The organism is Mesorhizobium sp. B2-3-6, from assembly GCF_006442305.1.
In the GTDB taxonomy this organism is placed as follows: domain Bacteria; phylum Pseudomonadota; class Alphaproteobacteria; order Rhizobiales; family Rhizobiaceae; genus Mesorhizobium.
This window is the reverse complement of sequence record NZ_VFVW01000008.1, coordinates 164,023-184,000: the sequence shown is the minus strand read 5'-3', so window position 1 is coordinate 184,000 and position 19,978 is coordinate 164,023. Positions and strand designations below refer to the sequence as shown.

The window sequence follows — 19,978 nt, the reverse complement described above, 5'->3', positions numbered from 1 at the left end:
CCCCTACTGCCTACTGCCTACTGCCTACTGCCTACTCCTACCATCTCGGCCAACCGGCGCACCGTGTTCCAGTTGCGCGACGTGCCGACGCCCAGGCGTTTGTGATTGGCGGCCGCGAGCAGCCGTGAACTCGGTCGTTCCCGCGAAAAGACGACCCAGATGTCGCCGCCGCGTGACATCACCTTCTCATCGGCGGCGGCATAGGTCTCGAGCGCCGCCGCCGCATCATCGGGCACGGGCTTGCGCATTATCCGGACCGCCACCTGGTCACCGGTCTCGGCGGATTCAGCCGGAAACGGATTGCCGGCCGCGAGCCTCAGCCAATCTTCGGCAGCGCGCACGATGATATCGACATGTCGGCCGAAAGCTTTTTTGAAGGCGGCCTCCAGACGCTGCTCGAGACCAGCGACGTCCGTCGCCGGCGCCTCGAAGACAAGATTGCCCGTCGCCACGAGCGTACGGACATTCTTCAGCCCGAGGCCTTCCGCCATCGCCTTCAGGTCGGACATCACGACCCGGCGCCCTTCTCCCAGGACGATGCTGTAGAGAAGGGCGACGTAGGTCTGCATCGGATGCCGAACCCCGCCTGGCGCGCCTATACCAGGCGCGATTGTTCGACCGCCGCCTCGATGAAGCTGGCGAACAGCGGATGCGGGTCGAGCGGCCGGCTCTTCAGCTCGGGGTGGTATTGCACGCCGATGAACCAGGGATGGTCGGGGTATTCGATCGTTTCGGGCAGCACGCCGTCGGGCGACATGCCGGCAAACACCAGGCCGCAATCCTCCAGCCGCTGCTTATAGTCGATATTGACCTCGTAGCGGTGGCGGTGACGCTCGGAAATCTGCGTGTCGCCATAGATGTCGGCGATCTTGGAACCCTTGGCGAGCTCGGCCTGATAGGCGCCGAGCCGCATCGTGCCGCCGAGATCGCCGGTTGCCCGGCGCTTCTCCAGCATGTTGCCCTTCAGCCACTCCGTCATCAGGCCGACGACCGGCTCCTGGGTCGGGCCGAACTCGGTCGAGGAGGCCTCATCGACTCCGGCCAGGGACCGCGCCGCCTCGATACAGGCCATCTGCATGCCGAAGCAGATGCCGAAATACGGCACCTTGCGCTCACGCGCGAACTTCGCCGCCAGGATCTTGCCTTCCGAGCCGCGCTCGCCGAAACCGCCGGGCACAAGGATGCCATGCACCTTTTCCAGCCAGGGCGTCGGATCCTCCTTCTCGAAGATTTCCGATTCGATCCAGTCGAGCTTGACCTTGACGTGGTTGGCCAGACCGCCATGCGACAGCGCCTCGATCAGCGATTTGTAGGCGTCCTTAAGGCCGGTATATTTGCCGACGATGGCGATGGTCACCTCGCCTTCCGGATTGTGGATGCGGTTGGACACGGCCTGCCACGGCTCCATGCGCGGCTTCGGCGCCGGGTCGATGCCGAACGCGGCCAGCACTTCCGAATCGAGCCCTTCCTTGTGGTAAGCCATCGGCACGTCGTAGATGTGCGGCACGTCGAGCGCCTGGATGACCGCGCTTTCCCTGACATTGCAGAACAGCGACAGTTTTCTGCGCTCCTCCTTGGGAATGGCCCGGTCGGCGCGGACGAGCAGGATGTCGGGCGCGATGCCGATGCCGCGCAGCTCCTTGACCGAATGCTGGGTCGGCTTGGTCTTCAATTCGCCCGCGGTCGGGATATAGGGCATCAGCGTCAGATGCACATAGACGGCGTTGTTGCGCGGCAGGTCGTTGCCGAGCTGGCGGATTGCCTCCAGGAACGGCATCGCCTCGATGTCGCCCACGGTGCCGCCGATTTCGCACAGCACGAAATCATAGTCGTCATTGCCGTCGAGGACGAAATTCTTGATCTCGTCGGTGACGTGCGGGATGACCTGCACGGTGGCGCCGAGGTAGTCGCCGCGCCGCTCGCGCTCGATGATGTTCTTGTAGATGCGGCCGGTGGTGATGTTGTCCTGCTGGTTGGCGGAACGGCCAGTGAACCGCTCGTAATGGCCAAGATCGAGATCGGTCTCCGCGCCGTCATCTGTGACGAACACCTCGCCATGCTGATACGGCGACATCGTGCCTGGATCGACATTGAGGTAGGGATCGAGTTTTTTTATGCGTGCGCGATAGCCCCGCGCCTGCAAGAGAGCCCCGAGGGCCGCTGCGGCAATGCCTTTTCCAAGTGAGGAAACCACGCCGCCTGTGATGAATACATATCGCGCCATGGGAGTCATCGCTTAACGCGGCCGGATTGATTCCGCCAGAGAAAAAACCGCCGCTAAGGCTTTTTCCCAACAAGGCGCTCGAACCGTGATCCGAAAATGGGATCCGGTTTTCGGATAGGCCCATGTCGAACGGGCTGGCCCGTTCCACTGGAACGCGACCGCGAGGCAAAACAAAAGGGCCGGCTGAACCGGCCCTTTTGGCAAGCTGCTGCAAACGTCAGATGATGACGACCTTGGTGCCGACCTTGACGCGGCTGTAGAGGTCCATGACGTGCTCGTTCATCATGCGGAAACAGCCATTGGAAGCGCTGGTTCCGATCGACTGCGGCGCGATGGTGCCGTGGATGCGCAGATGCGTGTCCTTCTTGCCGTCATAGAGGTAGATGGCGCGGGCGCCGAGCGGATTCTGGCCGCCGCCGGGCATGCCGTCCTTGTACTGGGCATAATGCTTGGGCTCGCGCTTCTGCATGTCCAGCGTCGGGATCCAGCGTGGCCACTCCTGCTTGTCGCCGACCGCCACGGTGCCCTTGAACTGCAATCCTTCGCGGCCGACCGCGATGGCGTAGCGGCGGGCGGTGGACGATGATTCCACCAGATAGAGCCGGCGGGCACTGGTATCGATGACGATCGTGCCGGCCTCGTAACCGGTGAATTCCACGTCCTGTGGCACGAACTCCGGCTTTACCTTGAACGGCTTCTTGGCGTTTTTCCTGGCGAGCGCCGAATCCAGCGCACGGGTCTCAGGCAGATAGTTGATCGAGGACGATGCCATCTGGCCGCCAAACAGTCCGGCGAACAGGCCGCCGCCGGTGCGCTGCTTCTGGCCAGGCAGCTCGCTGCGCAATTCGCCATTATTGCCGGTCAGCGCAACGTTCATCACCTCGGCCGATTCCGGTTCGGCCGAAGGAATCGGCTCGATCGGCGTCAACGGCTCGATGATCTTCGTGACATTCTTGGCCGGCTTGGCCGCGGCCACTTCGGTCGCCGGGGCAGTCTTGCCTCTCTTGGCCAGGAACGCCTGCCGTTCCGCCTCGGCCTTCGCTTTCGCCGCTTCGCGCATCGCCATCTTCCTGGCTTCCAGCGCCTTGGCCTTGGCGGCTTCCTTGTCGGCAACGATCTTGGCCTCGATCTTTTTGATCTGGGCGAGATCGTCCGGTGTCGGATTTTTCTTCTTCTTGAGAAGCCTCAACTGCGCCGCATCGCTCTTGGCTGCGACGTTGATGGCGTCGGTCTTGCCGACCGACTGATTGGCGGCCAAATTGGCTGGCACGCCGGCGAAAGCCGGGGAGCTCATGCCGAGTGCGGCGCAAAGTCCCAGGAAGATGAAGCTGCGAAGCTGCATGGCGAAGATCCGATCGTTCAATATTTGTTGCCCACGGCGTCGCCCGGCGTCCCCCAAGGACACCGAAAATGCCGCGCGCAATCTATAGTCGAATAAGCGCGGGCGCCTCAAGCGCGAGGCCGCTGCACTTCCCGTCGAATCTTCGTGATGCCGCCGCATTTGCCGCGACTGTGGTCAAACGACAACAGATCGGCTGAGTGTAAGAGATCAGAGCGGGCCGAGGGCCCGGCAGCGAGAGCCGGAACCGAGCGCAGTTCGGTTGTAACGACGCAGAATGCCGGCGTTCGCATGCCGGCGCTCCCTGTCAGATAGCCCTTGAACGAACCCGGATTACTGGTTCGGCACCTGCGGGGCCGCGGGCGCGGTGCTGGCGCCGTTGGTCGCCGGCGACGTCGAGCCGGCGGCGGGCGGCGCGGCCGGAGCATTGGCTGGCGGCGTTGTCGCGGCTCCGTTGCCGGAAGGCGGCGTCGGCGCCGCGTTGCCTGAAGGCGGCGTCGGGGTGGTCGTGCCAGGCAATTGGTTGAGTACGCCCTTGCCGGCGCCGTCCGATGTTGCGGGAACGCGGTCGAGAATGTCGATCGGCTTCTCGCCGTAGCGGGCAATGATCGACAAGGTCAGCGACGTCACGAAGAAAGCGGCCGCCAGAATCGCCGTCGCCCGGGTCAGCGCATTGGCGGCGCCGCGCGCCGTCATGAAGCCAGATCCGCCACCAATGCCAAGGCCGCCGCCTTCGGAGCGCTGCAGCAGCACAACGCCGACAAGGGCCAGAACGACCATGAGATGGATGACGATCAGTACGGTTTGCATAGTTTATCCTGGCAATGCCCTGCCCGGCCGCGGACACGACCGGGGAATTGGAGGCGGCTCAATACAATGCTTTCACGGCATTTCCAAGCCCGTGGCCGGAATATGGGAAGCAAGGCGTCCTTTACAACGATTTCCCGTGCGCCGCGCCCGCTTCGGCGCCGCGCGAAGTCATCAGGAGATGCTGCGATAGGCTTCCGCGATGCCCAGGAAGTCGGCCGCTTTCAGGCTGGCCCCGCCAACCAGCGCGCCGTCGACATTCCTGACCCCAAGCAGTTCCACTGCATTGGACGGCTTGACCGAACCGCCATAGAGAATGCGCATCTTGCCCGCGGCGGCGCCGAGCTTCTCCGACAGTTTTTCGCGAATATGCGCATGCGCTTCGGCTACATCGGCGACGGTCGGGGTCAGGCCGGTGCCGATCGCCCACACCGGCTCATAGGCAACGATCGTGTTGGACGCGGTAGCGCTTGCCGGCACCGAACCGGCAACTTGGCGTGACAGCACGTCCAGCGTCGCGCCCGCTTCGCGCTCCTGCCGCGTCTCGCCGATGCAGACAATGGCCACAAGCCCGGCGCGCCAGGCTGCGGAGGCCTTGGCCTGAACTGTCGCATCATCCTCGCCGCGCTGTTCGCGGCATTCGGAATGGCCGACGATGACGTGGGTCGCGCCCGCATCCTTCAGCATCTCCGCGGAGATGCACCCGGTGTAGGCGCCGCTCTCCTTGGCGTGGCAATCCTCACCGCCGGCATGAACCGGCGTACGCGACAGAATCTCGGCGGCATGGGCGAGCAAGGTCGCGGGAACGCAGACCAGCGCCTCGGTGTCTGCGTCGAGCCCGCTCATGAAACCGTTGCCGATCATCCTGAGTTCGTTGAGCGAGGCGCTGGTACCGTTCATTTTCCAGTTGCCTGCGACGAGCGGGCGAATTCCTGGCGTCATCGTTTACTTCTCCGGGTGACATTCGGCTGGCGTTCTCACTACCAAAATCAAGCCACAAAGCAATCGACAGTGGACCGGAAGGGCGCTATTGCGCTTGTTTCAGACTCGGCGCATCCGAAAATGCGCATAAATCGGAAGTAACGATGCTTGGTATATTGAGAAGCGCGGCGGGCACCTGGGTCGCGAAGTTACTGCTTTCGCTGCTGGTGGTCAGTTTTGCGGTCTGGGGCGTATCGGGACGGCTGATGGGTGGCCTTGCCGGCCACGATTCCGTCATCACGGCTGGCGGCACCAAGGTGTCGATCAACGAATACCGCCTCGCCTATGACCGCCAGCTCGCCGTCATGTCGCAGCAGTTCGGTCAGCGCCTCACCCACGAACAGGCAAAGGCGCTCGGCGTCGACAACCAGGTGTTGGCGCAGCTTGTTTCGGGCGCGGTCCTCGACGAACAGGCTCGCAAGCTCGGCCTTGGCCTGTCCAAGGACCGGCTGGCCGAACTCACCCGCGAGGATCCGGCGTTCAAGGGCCCCGGCGGACAGTTCGACCGGAGAGCCTTCGAATACAGGCTGCGTGAGGTCGGCATGCGCCCGGAGGATTATTTGAAGAATCGTGCCCAGGTCGCGGTGCGCCAGCAGATCGTCGAGGCGGTTTCGGACGGCCTCAAGGCGCCTGACACCTTCTTCAAGGCGGTGGCCCTGTACCGTGGCGAGGATCGTACGGTCGACTATCTGACCTTGCCGAAGGCGCTGGTCGAACCCATCGAGGCGCCGAGCGACAGCGCGCTGCAGGCCTATTTCGAGGCCAACAAGAAGACCTATGCCGCGCCCGAATACCGCAAGTTTTCCTATGTCAGGCTCGAGCCGCAGGACATCATGGATACGAGCTCGGTGACCGACGCCCAGGTCAGCGACGACTACAACAAGAACAAGGCGCGCTACACCACTCCCGAGATGCGCACCATAGAGCAGCTTGTGTTCAAGACACCGGACGAGGCCAAGGCCGCGCTCGATTCGTTGAAGTCCGGCGCAACCTTCGACAAGCTCGTCACTGCGGAAGGCAAGACCCCGGCCGACACGCTGCTCGGAACGCTCGCCAAGGACAAGATCGCCGACAAGGCGGTCGCCGACGCTGCTTTTGCGCTCAACGTCAATGAGGTCAGCCCTGTCGTGCAGGGTGCCTTTGGTCCCGTGCTGCTGCGCGTCACCGAGATCAAGCCCGAAGTCGTGAAGCCGCTGGCCGAAGTGTCGGACCAGATCCGCAAGGACCTGGCGCTGGGCGAGGCAAACCGCATCCTTCTGGACGTGCATGATAATTACGAGGACAGTCGCGCCGCCGGCAGTTCGCTGGCCGACGCCGCCGCCAAGCTGAAGCTGAAGGTCGTCACTGTCGACGCGATCGATCGCAGTGGCCTGCGGCCCGATGGCTCCATCGTCAAGGATCTGCCGGAATCGCCGGCCCTGATCAAGGCTGCCTTCGATGCCGAACCGAATACTGAAAACGAGGCGCTGACCACGGCCGATAACGGCTTCATTTTCTATGAAGTGGCTTCGATCACGCCGGCCCGCGACCGCACGCTGGACGAAGTTCGCCAGAAGGTCGTTGCCGACTGGACCGCGGCCGAGACGGCCAAGCGGCTGACCGCCAAGGCGCAGGAGCTGGAAAAGCGGCTCAAGGCCGGCGCAACGCTCGACGTCATTGCCGGCGAGCTCAAGCTGGAAAAGCAGACCAAGCGTGGCCTGAAGCGCGAAGCCGACGACGCCGATTTCGGCAAGGAAGGTGCAGCGGTGATGTTCGGCGTCGGCGAAGGCGGCACCGGCCTGATCCCCTCTCCCACCAGCGACGCGCAAATCCTGTTCAAGGTCGCCGAGGTGTTCGAACCCGCCGGGGCCGATGCCAGTTCGGTGCCCGAGGACGCGCGCAAGTCCTTCACCGCCGGCATGTCGGACGATCTGCTCGACCAGTTGGTGGCGCAGTTGCAGACGCAGTACGGCGTCCGCGTCGACCAGGCTGCCGTTGCCCAAGCCTCGACAAGATGAGCGCGCTGAAAACCCATATCGCCAAGGTCGCGACCGGCACCGCCCTGTCCTTCGACGAGGCGCGCGAGGCCTTCGACATCATCATGTCGGGCGATGCTACGCCCGGCCAGATCGGCGGCTTCCTGATGGCGTTGCGTGTGCGCGGCGAGACGGTGGACGAGATTTCGGGCGCCGTCGCCACCATGCGCGCCAAGATGCTTCGCGTCGACGCACCTGTCGGCGCCATCGACATCGTTGGCACCGGCGGCGACAATTCGCACTCCGTCAACATCTCGACGGCATCCGCTTTCGTCATCGCCGCCAGCGGGGTTCCGGTCGCCAAGCATGGCAATCGCGGGTTGTCTTCGCTGACCGGTGCGGCCGACGTCCTGACCGCGCTCGGCGTCAAGATCGATCTCACGCCGCAGGCCATCGGCCGCTGCATCCACGAGGCTGGCGTCGGATTCATGTTCGCGCCGGCACATCACCCGGCGATGAAGCATGTCGGCCCGACCCGCGTGGAGCTCGGCACCAGGACCATCTTCAACTTGCTCGGTCCGCTCTCCAACCCGGCCGACGTGCGCCGGCAGATGGTCGGCGTGTTCATGCCGGAATGGATCATACCGGTGGCCGAGACGCTGAAGGCGCTGGGCACCGAGCATGCCTGGGTCGTTCATGGTGACGGCTACGACGAGATCACCACCACGGGCGAAACGCATGTCGCCGAACTGGTCGGCGACGAGATCCGCACCTTCACCTTGACGCCCGAAGCGGTCGGCCTGGCCCGTCACACCAAGGAAGAACTGCGCGGCGGCGACGCTGCCTACAACGCCGAGGCGTTGCGCGCTATGCTGGGTGGCGCCGTGGGCGCTTTTCGCGACACCGTGCTGATGAACGCCGGTGGCGGCTTGGTGGTGGCTGGCAAGGCGACGACGCTCGCCGACGGCATGGCGACGGCGGTGCAAGCCATCGACAGCGGCCGGGCGCTGCAGGTGCTCGACCGGCTGGTCGAGATTTCGAACGGTTAGACAGATGTCGGACATCCTGCGCAAGATCGAGGCCTACAAGCGCGACGAGATCGCGACGGCCAAGGCGCGCGTGCCGCTGGCCGAGATCAAGGCGCGGGCGAAAGACACTGACGCGCCGCGCGGCTTTCTCACAGCACTTGAGGCGAAGCGCAGATCCGGCGGCTTCGCTCTGATCGCCGAGATCAAGAAGGCAAGCCCGTCCAAGGGCTTGATCCGCGCCGACTTCGATCCGCCAGCGCTCGCGCGGGCCTATGCAAAAGGCGGCGCCGCCTGTCTTTCGGTGCTGACCGACGCACCGTCTTTCCAAGGCGCGCCGGAATTTCTCACCAAGGCAAGAGCCGCCGTCACCCTGCCCGCGCTGCGCAAGGATTTTCTGTTCGATCCTTATCAGGTCCATGAAGCTCGCGCCTGGGGGGCGGACGCCATCCTGATCATCATGGCCAGCGTCGATGACCATTTGGCGAGCGAGCTTGAAGCGACGGCATTCGAACTCGGCATGGATGCGCTGATCGAGGTCCACGACGAGGCCGAGACGGAGCGCGCACTGAAGCTGTCGTCGCAATTAATCGGCATCAACAACCGTAATCTGCGGACATTCGAGACCCGTCTCGAAACCTCGGAACGACTGCGGGCGATGATTCCGGGCGGTTACTTGCTGGTCAGCGAAAGCGGCATCTTCTCTCATGACGACTGCCTCAGATTGCAGAAGAGTGACATCGGCACCTTCCTGGTCGGCGAAAGTTTGATGCGCCAGCAGGATGTGACCGCGGCAACGCGCGCGCTGCTCACCGGCAAGGCAGCGGCCGAGGCCGTCTGACGATGACGGCCGCCCTCACCCATCTCGGCCCGCAGGGCCAGGCCAACATGGTCGATGTCGGCGGCAAGGACGAAACGACGCGCACCGCTGTCGCCGAGGGTTTCGTCTCGATGCGGCCCGAGACGCTGAAGATGATCCTGGCCGGCAATGCCAAGAAAGGCGATGTGCTGGGCACCGCGCGCATAGCCGGCATCATGGCAGCGAAGAAGACGCATGAGCTGATCCCGCTCTGCCATCCGCTGCTCTTGACCAAGGTCTCCGTCGACATTGAGCCCGATCCTGCCCTGCCCGGACTGAAGATCGTTGCGCTGGCGCGCGTCACCGGCAAGACCGGCGTCGAGATGGAAGCGCTCACCGCGGCTTCGGTTGCCTGCCTGACCATTTACGACATGGCCAAGGCGGTCGACCGTGCCATGGTCATCACCGGCATCCGGTTGGTCGAAAAGACCGGCGGCAAGTCGGGCGACTACAAAGCCGCTGGCGAAGATGGGGCGGTCGCCTGATGGCGCTGCTTCCGGTCGCAGCAGCGCTCGAACGCCTGCTGGAGGGTGCTGCGCCGCTTGCGAGCGAAAGCGTTTCGCTCCTCGAGGCCGTGGATCGCGTTCTCGCGGAACCGGTGGTGGCGTTGCGCACCCAACCGCCCTTCAACGCCTCTGCCATGGACGGATACGCGGTCCGCGCTGTCGATGTCGCGTCCGTGCCGTCCCGGCTTTCGGTGATGGGCGTGGCGGCGGCCGGGCGCGGCTTTGACGGCGCCGTCGGCAAGGCGCAGGCCGTGCGCATCTTCACCGGTGCTCCGCTGCCGCAAGGCGCAGACACCATCGTCATCCAGGAAAACGTTCGTGACCTCGGCGGCGGCAGCATCGAGGTGGTCGAACCGACGGCCGAGGGGCGCAACATCCGCCGCTTCGGGCTCGATTTCTCCGAGGGCGACATCCTGCTGGAAAAAGGCCGCGTGCTCGATCCGGCAGCACTGTCGCTTGTCGCCTCGGCCAACCATCCCCGGGTGGGCGTCGTAAAGCGGCCGCTGGTTGCCATCATCGCCACCGGCGACGAGCTGCTGCCGCCCGGCAGCGAACTCGGCCCCGACCAGATCATTTCGTCAAACGCCTATGGCGTCGCCGCCGCCGCGCAATCGGTCGGCGCGCATGCGCTTGATCTCGGCATTGCCGCTGATCGCGAGGAAGCCATCGCGGCGCTGGTCAGGAAAGCGGTCGCGGCCGGCGCTGATGTCGTCGTCACGCTTGGCGGCGCCTCGGTCGGCGACCACGATCTGATCCATGACGTGCTGACCGGCGAAGGCATGACGCTCGGTTTCTGGAAGATCGCCATGCGTCCCGGCAAGCCGCTGATGTTCGGCCGCCTCGGCGACATCAGGTGCATCGGCCTGCCCGGCAATCCGGTGGCGAGCCTCGTCTGCTCGCAACTGTTCCTGAAACCGCTCCTGGCACGCCTCGGCGGCCGCGATTTCCGGCAAGATATTCGTCAGGCAAGGCTGGGCGCCGCCATGCAGGCCAATGATCTGCGCCAGGACTATGTGCGGGCGGTGGTCAGGCAAGAGGCCGGCATGCTGGTGGCAACCCCTTTCAGCATCCAGGATTCCTCGATGCTGAGGATACTGGCCGACGCCAACGGACTGATCGTGCGCGAACCGTCTGCGTCCGCCGCGGCTGTAGGAAATGCCTGCAGCGTTATAATGCTGAGGTGAAGTTTCGCCGTTTTTCTACTCCGCAAGCAAAGTTCGTGTCAGCGGATGGACCGGATCAGCCAGGCCTTCGACAATGTCGTAATGATGTCGGTCCGGCTCGACCACCGCGCTCGTGACGGCACCAAGCCCTGTCCAGATATTGGCCAGCAAGGCGTTCTGGCGCAAGAACTCGGACCGCTCGCCGCCTCCGGCCCAGCACGTGACGCGAGCGCCATCCATGGGCCGCAGCAGCGCCGGGCTTTCCGTCAGCGCCTCGGCTTCATCGATTTTCAGCGCCGCGTTCATGCCGGTGCGCATAAGCGGACGCAGGTCATGCAGGCCCGAAATCGAAACGACGTGGCGTACGCGCCTTGCCACGCCGGCCGCCAGGGGCGTTGATGTCGTCGCCATGCGGCTGGCGAGATGGCCGCCGGCCGAATGCCCGGTCAGCATAAGCGGTCCCCCGACCATCGCCGCCGCCTTGCCGATCGCCGCGCCGATCTCGTGGGAGATGCCGGCGATGCGTATGGCGGGGCAGAGCGTATAGGACGGCATCGCCACGGCAAAGCCGCTGTCAACCGAGCCCTTGGCGAGATGCGACCAGCTATCCTTGTCGGACTCCAGCCAGTAGCCGCCATGGATGAACACGACGAGCCCTTTGGGCTTGGCGGCGGGAAGGAAGAGATCGAGCCGGTTGCGCGGCCTGTCGCCATAGGCGATGTCGAGCTGAGCCCTGCCCTTTGCCGCAAGCGCATCGCGAAATGCCTGCGCCGGTTCGACCCATGCGGCCGGCCAGCGATCGCTGCCGGCGATGTTGGCGCCGTTGGCGTAGGCATTGTCCCAATCGGCAATGCGATGTTCGAGCATCGGCACCCTCCCCCGGACGGCATCGTTTCAGCCGCTAGCAATGGCGATCGACAGCGGCAACGTCAATGCTCCAAGGCAAAACATTTTAGGCTTGAAACAAATTTCGACTGGTGCGATCCTGTGCTTTGTTCAGCGATGGGCGTGAGGCAGACAGGGGCAGCCGAAAATGCTTGGGCCATCAGCGCATATCGACACGTTCACGCGCGATAACCTGCCGCCGCCGGATCAATGGCCGGACTTCCTGCTCGACGGCTTCGACTATCCCGAACGGCTCAATGCCGGCGTCGAACTGACCGACAGGCTGGTCGAGAAAGGGTTGGGCGACCACACCGCGCTGATCGGCAACGGCCGCCGCCGCACCTACAAGGAATTATCCGACTGGACGAACAGGCTGGCGCATGCGCTGGTCGAGAATTACGGCGTCAAGCCAGGCAACCGGGTGCTGATCCGCTCGGCCAACAACCCCGCAATGGTGGCCTGCTGGCTGGCCGCCACCAAGGTCGGCGCCGTCGTGGTCAACACGATGCCGATGCTGCGCGCCGGCGAACTCGCCAAGATCGTCGACAAGGCCGAAATCACCACAGCGCTGTGCGACACCAGGCTGATGGACGAGATGACCGCCTGCGCCAAGGACAGCGCGTTCCTCAAGCAGGTCATCGGCTTCGACGGCACCGCCAACCACGACGCCGAACTCGATCGCGCCGCCCTCGACAAGCCCGTGACGTTTACCGCGGTGCAGACCGGGCGTGACGACGTCGCCCTGCTCGGCTTCACCTCAGGCACGACAGGCGTGCCGAAGGCGACGATGCATTTTCACCGCGACCTCCTGATCATCGCCGACGCCTACGCCCGCGAGATCCTGCAGGTGACGCCTGACGACATCTTCGTCGGCTCGCCGCCCCTGGCCTTCACCTTTGGCCTTGGCGGGCTCGCCATCTTCCCGCTGCGTTTCGGCGCCGCGGCGACGCTGCTGGAACAGGCAACGCCGCCCAACATGGTCCACATCATCGAAACCTACAAAGCGACGATCTCCTTCACCGCGCCCACCGCCTATCGCGCAATGCTCAAGGCCATGGACGAAGGGGCCGATTTATCGTCGCTGCGCGTCGCCGTTTCGGCCGGCGAAACCTTGCCGGCGCCGGTGTTCGAGGAATGGACTGAGAAAACCGGAAAGCCGATCCTTGACGGCATCGGCGCCACGGAAATGCTGCATATTTTCATCTCCAACCGCTTCGATGACATGAAGCCTGCCTCCACCGGCAAGGCCGTTGGCGGCTATCAGGCGCGCGTCGTCGACGACGAAATGCGTGAAGTGCCGCGCGGCACCGCGGGCAGGCTCGCGGTGCGGGGACCGACCGGCTGCCGCTACATGGCCGATGCCAGGCAGAGCGACTATGTCCGCGACGGGTGGAACCTCACCGGCGACACGTTCTGGCAGGACGAGGACGGTTTTTTCCACTTCGCAGCGCGCTCCGACGACATGATCGTCAGTGCCGGCTACAACATCGCCGGCCCAGAGGTCGAAGCGGCGCTGCTGGCGCATGCCGATGTCGCCGAATGCGCGGTGGTCGGCGCCGAGGATGCCGAGCGCGGCCAGATCGTCGAGGCTCATGTGGTGCTCGTGCAAGGCGTGGCGCCAGACGCAATGACCGTCAAGCGTCTGCAGGATCACGTCAAGGCCACGATCGCGCCCTACAAATATCCGCGCTCGGTAAAATTCATCGCCGCTTTGCCCAAGACGCAGACCGGCAAGATCCAGCGCTTCCGGCTGCGCGCGGAGAAGATCAATTGAGCAAGCCCTACGACCCGTCCGCCGAGGGCGCGGAAATGTCGTTCAAGGAGCGCATGTCCTACAGCGACTATCTGCATCTGGAAAAGGTGCTCGAGGCGCAGGAGCCGCTTTCGTCAGCCCATGACGAGATGCTGTTCATCATCCAGCACCAGACATCGGAACTCTGGATGAAGCTCGCGCTGCACGAAATCGGCGCCGCAATCCGCTCCATCCGCGCCGACCGTCTCGAACCGAGCTTCAAGATGCTTTCGCGCGTCGCCCGCATCTTCGAGCAGCTCAACAATGCCTGGGACGTGCTGCGCACGATGACGCCCAGCGAATACACCGAGTTCCGCGACGCGCTTGGCCAGTCCTCGGGCTTCCAGTCGTGGCAGTACCGTGCCATCGAGTTCATGGCCGGCAACCGCAATCTCGCAATGCTCGGACCGCACAAGCACCGGCCGGACCTCAGCGAGAAACTGGAGGCGATCCTGGCGCAACCGTCGCTCTACGACGAGGCGCTGCTGCTGCTCGCCCGTAACGGCTTCGACATCGGTGCCGACGCAAGGCGTACGGACTGGCGCGAAACGCGGACCGAGAACGAAGAGGTCCTTGTCGCCTGGCAGATCATCTACCGCGACCCGCAGCGCTACTGGATGTTCTACGAACTCGCCGAGAAGCTGGTCGATTTCGAGGATTATTTCCGCCGTTGGCGCTTCAACCACGTCACCACGGTCGAGCGCATCATCGGTATGAAGCGCGGCACCGGCGGCACATCGGGCGCGTCCTACCTGAAGAAGATGCTGGAGGTGGAGTTGTTCCCGGAGCTGTGGAAGGTCCGCACCCGGCTCTGACGTAGCTTTGCCGACTGCATATCGTTATCCCGAACCCACTGCGCTTTTCTGAGCGACAGGCTCTTAAGTCACCGCCGCCTTGACGGCGAAACGCGCCTCCTGCCACGCGTCCGTGCGCAAAATGTCTTCCAGCACCTCGACAGCCTGCCAGACATCGACATAGCCGACATAAAGCGGCGTAAAGCCGAAGCGAATCGTGGATGGCGCGCGGAAATCGCCGATCACGCCGCGCTCGATCAAGGCCCGCATCACCTGATAGCCATGCGGGTGGAGGAACGACACCTGGCTACCGCGCTCATTGCCGTCGCGCGGGCCTTCGAGTTCGAGGCCGTAGGCGCCGCATTTTGCCTCGACGAGCTGGATGAACAGATCGGTCAATGCGATGCTCTTCCTGCGCACCTCTGCCATGTCGACGTCGTTCCAGACATCGAGGGCCCCTTTGAGCGCGCGCATCGACAGCACAGGCTGCGTGCCGCAGAGAAACCGGCGGATGCCTGTGCCGGCAGCAAAACCCTGTTCGAAGGCGAAAGGCCGCGCATGGCCCCACCAGCCGCTGAGCGGCTGGCGGACATCGCCATGGTGGCGCTCGGCCGCGTAGATGAAGGCCGGGGCACCTGGGCCTCCATTGAGATATTTGTAGGTGCAGCCGACGGCGAAATCGGCGTTCGAACGGTCGAGCTCGACCGGCAAGGCGCCGGCGGTATGGCAGAGATCCCAGACGATCAGCGCGCCGGCATCATGTGCCGTCCGCGTCAGCGCGGCCATGTCGCGCAACTGCCCGGATTTGTAGTTGACGTGGTTGACCAGGATGACCGCGACCCGCTCGTCGATCAGTTCTTCTATGGTCGGCGCATCGACACCCTCGAGCCGCAGCACCGTGCCCGGCCGCGTCGAGGCAACGCCTTCGGCCATATAGAGATCGGTCGGAAAGCTGTCCCCCTCGGCGACGATGACTGACCTGTCCGGCCGCATCCCGAGTGCCGCATGCAGCACCTTGTAGATGTTGATCGAGGTGGTATCGCAGACCACCGTCTGGCCGGCGGCGGCCCCGATCAGGCGCCCGAGTTGGTCGCCGAGTTCGACCGGCATGTCGAACCAGCCGGCGGTGTTCCAGGCGCGGATGAGATCCTGCGCCCACTCCTGCGTGGCGGCCTTCTGCAGCTCGCCGAACACGGCGGGCGAAGCGGCGCCCAGCGAATTGCCGTCGAGATAGATCACCCCCTGGGGCAAGGTGAAGCGGTCACGCATGGCACGCAGCGGATCCGCGGTGTCCATTGCCTCGATCGCTGCGAGATCGGGAATTTTGCTCATGGTCGCGATGTTCCTCGGTGAGAAGAGCGCCCTGGAAACGGGCCGGCTGTTTTGCCGCCCGGGCAAGGGCTGGCCGCATAGAGGCGCAAGAACAGGGTGAACGCCCGGTTCGATCTTTGCTCGATTTCCGCCCGAGGCAATTCCTCGAGCACCCCAACGATCCGGCGAACCTGGAGATCGCCGATCAAAAGACTGATGTAGATGTCGGCGGCTTCGGCAGGATCGTCACAGGCGATCAGGCCGGCCCGACTTGCGGTTCGAAGCAGGTCACCAACAAGCGGCATTATGGTATTGCGGCCGAATTGCGCGATCGATTGGCCAAGCGTGCCTGTATCGTTGACGTCGCCGGCCGCGGCGCGATTGAGCGCCACCGCCTTGTCGCCCGTCACGAGGGTCAGCAGGACTGGCCCGAGCAAGTTCAGGGTTTCGAGCGGATCGCGCGCCTGGTGAAGGGCGTCCTCCAGCAGCTTCCTTGCCTCTCCCGCATTGGCTTCGATCAAGGATCGAAACAGGGTCTGCTTGTTGCCGTACCAGTTGTAGAGGGTTTCGTTCGAGGCCAATGCCCGCTTGGCGATAGCAAGCAGGGAGGCGCTCTTGTAGCCGGCTTCCCGGAGCACCGCATAGGCGGCCTCCTCTATCCGTTCGCGTCGCGCGGCCTGCTTCGGCGTGGTCATTGGTGTTCCTCTTCGAAAACCGTACATTATTATACGGTTTCGTCAAGCGAACGAACGAACGCAGCCCGTCGCGACCAGTGGTGGTGTCTGGCCGTTTTCCGGCGGAAGTTGGCATTTTGGTTTCGTTTCGTTCACGAGCCGCAGGGGTTTCTAATCCGCCCAAACGCACCCCGCACCTGCCGGTCACCCAGCTTGCAGGCTTGTGCCAAGAGTGGGGACCGGTCGGGCCACAGGCCATTAACCAAAATAGTTTCAAAGGGCCCGGGAGCGCATTGACGACGGACCGCGCTGGCAGGATGCTGGCTGCGGGAGGGCATTTCGTTTCCGTCGCCTTAACAAATTCATTAAACTTTAAATGGTTGCGGAACACAACTGGAACAGATAGTGTTTGTTCTGGGTTTGTTTTCTGATTCTGGTTCCAGACCCTTCGTGCAATGCCTTTGGGGGCCGCCATGCTCACGCGCAAGCAACATGAACTCTTGATGTTCATCCATGAACGGCTGAAGGAAAGCGGCATTCCGCCGTCCTTCGACGAGATGAAGGAAGCGCTGGACCTCGCCTCCAAGTCGGGAATTCATCGGCTGATCACGGCGTTGGAGGAGCGCGGCTTCATTCGCCGCCTGCCCAACCGGGCGCGCGCGCTGGAGGTGCTGCGCCTGCCGGACTCGATCGCGCCGGGTCTTAACGCGGCAAAGAAGTTCTCCCCGAGCGTCATCCAGGGCAGCCTCGGACAGGGCAGCAGCCCTAGCCGGCAGATCAAGCCGGCGACGTCTTCGCGTCTGCCCGCTGCCGGCAATGACGACGATGCGGTTTCAGCGGTGTCGATCCCGGTCATGGGTCGCATCGCAGCGGGTGTGCCGATCGACGCCATCCAGCATCAGACGCATTCCATTTCAGTGCCGCCTGACATGATCATGGGCGGCGAACACTATGCGCTGGAGGTCAAGGGCGATTCGATGATCGAGGCCGGCATTTTCGACGGCGACACGGTCATCATCCGCAATGCCGACACCGCAAGTCCCGGCGAGATCATCGTGGCCCTGGTGGACGAGGAGGAAGCAACGCTGAAGCGCTTCCGCCGAAAGGGTGCTTCGATTGCGCTCGAGGCTGCCAATCCGGCCTATGAAACACGTATTTTCGGACCGGACAGGGTCAAGGTGCAAGGCAAGCTAGTCGGCCTGATCAGGCGCTACTGAGCGGGGTCGGCGGTGGGCTTTTCGGGTTTACGGTAAGGCGGCAGTCCCCTTGCCTCGCGTGAGAATTTCCGCTGTTCGTGCCAAGGCCGATATGGCCTGTCGACGGCAAAGCTGACCCGTGCCGGTGCCGTCGCCGATTGCTGGTCGAAGAAGACGGCGGCACTTCCCTTACGAGCGAGCTGCCGCTTGGTGATGACGAGAACCAGCGGATTGTGGCAGGGATCGTAGCCCGCGGGGTCGTTGATGACGATCAGATCCGCATAGGAGCAGGCCCTCCAGGCGTCCTTGCGATCCTCCACCTGCGCGATGATCGCCCCCGAGGGATGCCGGGCCATGCACAGGCCTGTGAAGCAATAGAAAGGCGCTCCCGCCGGAAGTTGCGCGGGATCGAAGATGTCGAACTGTCGGTCTCCGCTGTCGAACAGTTCCGGCGCAACGATGGTTTCGGACTTCAGCGCGCGTTTCCAATTATCGACGGTGAATTCGTTCGGGCGCGCCCGGTTGATCGCGAGCTCACCGCCGCCGATCGGCAGTGCCACCAGGCGGGCATCCTCCGAAATCAGCACGTCCGGCGTGCGCGTGTCCGAGACGGTCAACAGGCCGGCGAGCGCGAAGGGAAGTGCCGCCAGCCGCAGCCATGTCGTGGCCATCGTCGCGATGACCAGGGCGATCGCCACCAGAAGGACGGATTGCTGCGAAATCAACCCGACCGCGTCGACCGGCGAGCGTTGCGAGATCCATCCTGATATGGCGATCATCGCGGTCAGTCCCTTGCCCATCAGATAAAGGGATGGTCCATCGAACCCGAACGGCATCAGCAGCGCACTGGCAACCGCAAGGAACATCACGACCGAAACGATCGGCATGACGGCAAGATTGGCGAACAGGCTGAGCGGCGACACGCGCTGGAAATGCCAGATGGCGAAAAGCGCCGTGGCGCTTCCCGCGATAATCGAGGTCATCGCCAGCCCACCTGTCGCCAGCAGCAATTTTCGCGTCAGGAGGCCAGGCAAGGTCCGTTGCGGCGGCGGGGTCCGCGCTTTGTCGGCTTTGCGATCCGACCAGCCGGCATAGCCGCCGACCAGGGCCGCGGTGGCGGCGAACGACATCTGGAAGCTCGGCCCTACCACCTCGTGCGGCGACACCACGATGACGGCGATCGCCGAAATAGCCAGATTGCGCATGGTGAGTGCCGCCCGATCGCACAGAACGGCGATCAGCATCACCGCCAGCATGATGAAGCTGCGTTCGGCGGCGACAACGACGCCCGAAATGACGAGGTAGGCGGCGATCGAGAAAAGTGCCGCCGCGGCCGCGTATTTCTTGACCGGCCGGCGGGAGGAAAAATTCGGGAACAGCGCGAAGCCGCCACGCAGCAGACCCATGACCGTGCCGGCGACCAGCGCCATGTGCAGCCCGGAAATTGAGATGATGTGGTAGATGCCGGTGCGTCGCATCGCTTCATTGATCTCGTCGGGAATCCCGGCGCGCACACCCACGATCAGCGCCGCGGCGATCTCGCCCTCGGCACCGCCGATGCTGCCCCTGATATGGTCGGCAATGCTTTCGCGAGCACTCTCGATGGCGGCTGAAAGGGCGGCCCACAGCGGCCTGTCATCGGCTGAGACGATTTTGGGGTTGCCGAGAAAGAAGCCGCTGGCGCCTATGCCGGCGAAGTAGCTGTCGAAGGAAAAGTCGTAGCTGTCCGGCCGCACCGGTCCGGTCGGCGGCAACAGCCTGGCATAGCCGGTCACGAGCGAACCGGCCGTCACTTCAGCCGGCACCTTGCGTGCCGAAAGGCGAACGCGCTCCGGCGCGTAGAGTAGTTTCGGCCGCGCGGTCGATGTCACATCGATGGTCAGCCGGATGCGCCCGGTCTCCATCTGGTCGACCGAAACGACGCGGCCGGTGATTTGCGTGGAGATTTCCGAGCCCAGCATCCGCGTTCCCGCTCGCCACGTCTCGACTTTGCCGGCGAGCATGCCGAGCGCGCACAACAGCGCCGCCATGAAGCACAGATGCGTTTTCGGGCATGAGCGTGAAACGAGCGCGCACAGCGACATCAGGATCGCGACCGCGACAGGCTTGGCAAAGCCCGGCTCCGCCGCCAGCGAAAAATAGGCGATCGATCCGCATGCCAGGAACACCGGCACGAGCAGAAAGGCTATGCCCCGATCGAGTTCGAGCTCGGACGCTCTGGCCACGCCGTTGCGCAGACGAGGCCATGAAGCACGGCCGAACTCACGGCGCAGACGCACGGCCGCGCCGGCTGCGGGAATGCCGGGCGGCGTGGAAACATCCGCCGGCGGCGACTTGCCCGGCTGCTGTAGGGGCGGCAACGCCAGCGGCAATGAGGCGGGCGCGGGCCTGGCAAAAAGAGCGCGTTCGCTGACGCCGGCAACGACGTCCTCGCCTTCCTCCGCGCCCCGGCCCGCTCCAGCCATCG

17 protein-coding genes are annotated in these 19,978 nt (G+C 64.0%); 8 read left to right on the top strand and 9 right to left on the bottom strand.

All coding sequences use genetic code 11. The annotated features are described in order from the left end of the window. Positions 1-17: 17 nt before the first annotated feature. The 5 genes from FJ953_RS22910 to tpiA form a co-directional block, all read right to left on the bottom strand. Positions 18-569 carry a DUF1697 domain-containing protein gene (locus FJ953_RS22910; RefSeq protein ID WP_140625119.1) on the bottom strand — a complete coding sequence of 184 codons (552 nt, stop codon included), beginning with the start codon at positions 567-569 and terminating at the stop codon, positions 18-20. A gap of 26 nt (positions 570-595) precedes the next feature. Continuing rightward, a complete protein-coding gene (locus tag FJ953_RS22905; RefSeq protein ID WP_140625118.1) occupies positions 596-2,233 on the bottom strand; it encodes a CTP synthase in 1,638 nt (545 codons plus the stop codon). A 208-nt stretch (positions 2,234-2,441) separates the two neighbouring features. Then, positions 2,442-3,566 (bottom strand): L,D-transpeptidase, encoded by a 1,125-nt coding sequence (locus FJ953_RS22900; RefSeq protein ID WP_140560957.1) that lies wholly within the window; start codon positions 3,564-3,566, stop codon positions 2,442-2,444. 330 nt (positions 3,567-3,896) lie between these two features. Next, positions 3,897-4,373, bottom strand: a complete 477-nt coding sequence (secG, locus tag FJ953_RS22895) for a preprotein translocase subunit SecG (protein ID WP_140525224.1) — start codon at positions 4,371-4,373, stop codon at positions 3,897-3,899. A gap of 171 nt (positions 4,374-4,544) precedes the next feature. Further along, positions 4,545-5,312 carry a triose-phosphate isomerase gene (gene tpiA, locus FJ953_RS22890; protein WP_140498652.1) on the bottom strand — a complete coding sequence of 256 codons (768 nt, stop codon included), beginning with the start codon at positions 5,310-5,312 and terminating at the stop codon, positions 4,545-4,547. Positions 5,313-5,455: 143 nt separating this feature from the next. Here tpiA and FJ953_RS22885 point away from each other — a divergent pair, with 143 nt between their 5' ends. From FJ953_RS22885 to glp, 5 genes are read left to right on the top strand one after another with little or no spacing between them, the layout of a single operon-like run. Further along, complete coding sequence (locus tag FJ953_RS22885) at positions 5,456-7,348, top strand: SurA N-terminal domain-containing protein (protein ID WP_140625117.1); 1,893 nt, start codon at positions 5,456-5,458, stop codon at positions 7,346-7,348. Then, on the top strand, positions 7,345-8,355 hold the full coding sequence (gene trpD / locus FJ953_RS22880) for an anthranilate phosphoribosyltransferase (protein ID WP_140625116.1): 1,011 nt from the start codon (positions 7,345-7,347) through the stop codon (positions 8,353-8,355). The genes FJ953_RS22885 and trpD overlap by 4 nt, the downstream gene beginning before the upstream one ends. A 4-nt stretch (positions 8,356-8,359) precedes the next feature. After that, the gene (gene trpC / locus FJ953_RS22875; protein WP_140498658.1) at positions 8,360-9,172 is read left to right on the top strand and encodes an indole-3-glycerol phosphate synthase TrpC; all 813 of its coding nucleotides are present in this window, start codon (positions 8,360-8,362) and stop codon (positions 9,170-9,172) included. Between the two features lie 2 nt (positions 9,173-9,174). Beyond that, positions 9,175-9,675 (top strand): cyclic pyranopterin monophosphate synthase MoaC, encoded by a 501-nt coding sequence (gene moaC, locus FJ953_RS22870; RefSeq protein WP_140498660.1) that lies wholly within the window; start codon positions 9,175-9,177, stop codon positions 9,673-9,675. Continuing rightward, complete coding sequence (gene glp, locus FJ953_RS22865; RefSeq protein WP_140498662.1) at positions 9,675-10,880, top strand: gephyrin-like molybdotransferase Glp; 1,206 nt, start codon at positions 9,675-9,677, stop codon at positions 10,878-10,880. The genes moaC and glp overlap by 1 nt, the downstream gene beginning before the upstream one ends. A 15-nt stretch (positions 10,881-10,895) precedes the next feature. Here the strand turns inward: glp and FJ953_RS22860 are convergent, their stop codons facing one another. Then, entirely contained in the window at positions 10,896-11,726 is an 831-nt protein-coding gene (locus FJ953_RS22860; protein ID WP_140625115.1) for an alpha/beta hydrolase, read from the bottom strand. A gap of 166 nt (positions 11,727-11,892) precedes the next feature. Here FJ953_RS22860 and FJ953_RS22855 point away from each other — a divergent pair, with 166 nt between their 5' ends. Together FJ953_RS22855 and kynA are read left to right on the top strand one after the other, a co-directional pair. Beyond that, positions 11,893-13,518 (top strand): AMP-binding protein, encoded by a 1,626-nt coding sequence (locus FJ953_RS22855; protein ID WP_140515363.1) that lies wholly within the window; start codon positions 11,893-11,895, stop codon positions 13,516-13,518. Further along, positions 13,515-14,351, top strand: a complete 837-nt coding sequence (kynA, locus tag FJ953_RS22850) for a tryptophan 2,3-dioxygenase (RefSeq protein WP_140498668.1) — start codon at positions 13,515-13,517, stop codon at positions 14,349-14,351. Before FJ953_RS22855 ends, kynA begins: the two co-directional genes overlap by 4 nt. A gap of 63 nt (positions 14,352-14,414) precedes the next feature. Here kynA and kynU read toward each other — a convergent pair whose 3' ends face one another. Both kynU and FJ953_RS22840 read right to left on the bottom strand, forming a co-directional pair. After that, positions 14,415-15,662, bottom strand: a complete 1,248-nt coding sequence (gene kynU, locus FJ953_RS22845) for a kynureninase (protein ID WP_140525230.1) — start codon at positions 15,660-15,662, stop codon at positions 14,415-14,417. Beyond that, entirely contained in the window at positions 15,659-16,336 is a 678-nt protein-coding gene (locus FJ953_RS22840) for a TetR/AcrR family transcriptional regulator C-terminal domain-containing protein (protein WP_181173473.1), read from the bottom strand. The genes kynU and FJ953_RS22840 overlap by 4 nt, the downstream gene beginning before the upstream one ends. Positions 16,337-16,788: 452 nt before the next feature. Between FJ953_RS22840 and lexA the strand changes: the two genes are divergently transcribed. Continuing rightward, the gene (gene lexA / locus FJ953_RS22835; protein ID WP_140498674.1) at positions 16,789-17,532 is read left to right on the top strand and encodes a transcriptional repressor LexA; all 744 of its coding nucleotides are present in this window, start codon (positions 16,789-16,791) and stop codon (positions 17,530-17,532) included. Here lexA and FJ953_RS22830 read toward each other — a convergent pair. Beyond that, positions 17,526-19,976, bottom strand: a complete 2,451-nt coding sequence (locus FJ953_RS22830) for a ComEC/Rec2 family competence protein (protein ID WP_140625114.1) — start codon at positions 19,974-19,976, stop codon at positions 17,526-17,528. The genes lexA and FJ953_RS22830 overlap by 7 nt on opposite strands. Positions 19,977-19,978 lie beyond the last annotated feature (2 nt).